Below are 1255 nucleotides of genomic sequence, written 5' to 3'. Positions count from 1 at the left end.
CCGCATATGAAATGGACGGCGGCGAACTGATCGGTTCGCAGCCGGTGTCGCAGCTCGCCGGCGCGGCGAGTACCGACGGCCACAGCGTCGTGCTGACGTGGGCGGCGCCCGCGAGCGGCGCGATCACGGTGTACCGCGCGGGCCAGCAGATCGCGACGCTGCCGGCCGGCACGACGACCTACACCGACAGCAATCTCGGCCTGACCGCGGCCGGCACCTACAGCTTCGACTACGTGGTGACGGCGGGCGGTGCGCCGCTCGGCAATATCGCGCAGATCGCGTACGTGCCGCCGCCGCCCCCGCCGCCGCCGCTCGCGACGACGCTGAAGAACGGTCTTGCGTCGTACTATCCGTTCGGTGCGCTGCCGGCCGTCGATGCGCTGAACGCGAGCACGATGGGCCCGTTCTCGGCCGCCGCGAACGGCGGCTCGCTGACCGCCGATCCGTTCGGCGGGCAGGCGCTGCAGGTGACCACGCAGACCGTCGACACGAACGGCTACGACGGCTACAAGCTCGTGCAGAACGCCGATATCGCGACGCAGGCGCAGTTCACGATCGGCATGTGGCTGAAGACGCCGTGTACCGACGTGGTCGGTTTCGGCACGCCGGTGTTCGCGAACAAGAACTGGCAGAGCGGCAAGAACGCGGGCCTCGCGATCGGGCTGTTCCCGCAGGCGTCGGGCGCGCCGTCGGGCACCTGCAACATCCAGTACAACGCGGGCGACGGCACCACCCGCAACGACCTGAAGACGATGAGCGTGACCGCGAACCAGTGGGTGTATGCGGCGTTCGTGATCGACACGGTCGGCAAGACGATGACCGCCTACACGTTCGACCCGGTGCTCGGCGAGCAGAAGCAGAGCACGCCGCTCACGGTGTCGGCGGCCGCGCTGCCGGGCCTCGGCACGAAGACGTTCGGCGTGAACGAGGACGGCACGGGCCAGTACCACATGCTCGCGTGCGGGTACCCGGCGAGCCACTACAGCGGCGGCTACACGGTGAACGCGTGCACGACGGTCAAGCCGAACGTGGAGAGCTTCTCCGACGTCGCGATGTGGAACCGCGTCGTGACCGAAACCGAACTGCAGTCGGTCGCGGGCTCGGGCAAGCCGCTGTCGACGATCCTTCACTGACGGAGTGCCGACATGACCATGACGAACCTGCGCCGCGTGCGCGTCGCGCTTGCCGCCTGCGTGCTGAGCGCGCTGGTCGCCGGCTGTGGTGGCGACGATTCGGGCGGCACGGCCGCCAGTGA

At 69.2% G+C, this 1255-nt stretch carries 1 pseudogene; it reads left to right on the top strand.

What is annotated here, in order from left to right:
• Nucleotides 1-1133 (top strand): annotated as a pseudogene (locus G3N99_RS40330) (LamG domain-containing protein); the annotation flags it as partial.
• Between the last annotated feature and the right edge of the window lie 122 nt (nucleotides 1134-1255).

The sequence above is a fragment of the Burkholderia sp. Ac-20392 genome (genome assembly GCF_017104585.1).
GTDB classification, from domain to species: Bacteria; Pseudomonadota; Gammaproteobacteria; order Burkholderiales; family Burkholderiaceae; genus Burkholderia; species Burkholderia lata.
The sequence above is the reverse complement of the archived record's forward strand: the minus strand, read 5'-3'. Positions and strand labels throughout refer to the sequence as shown.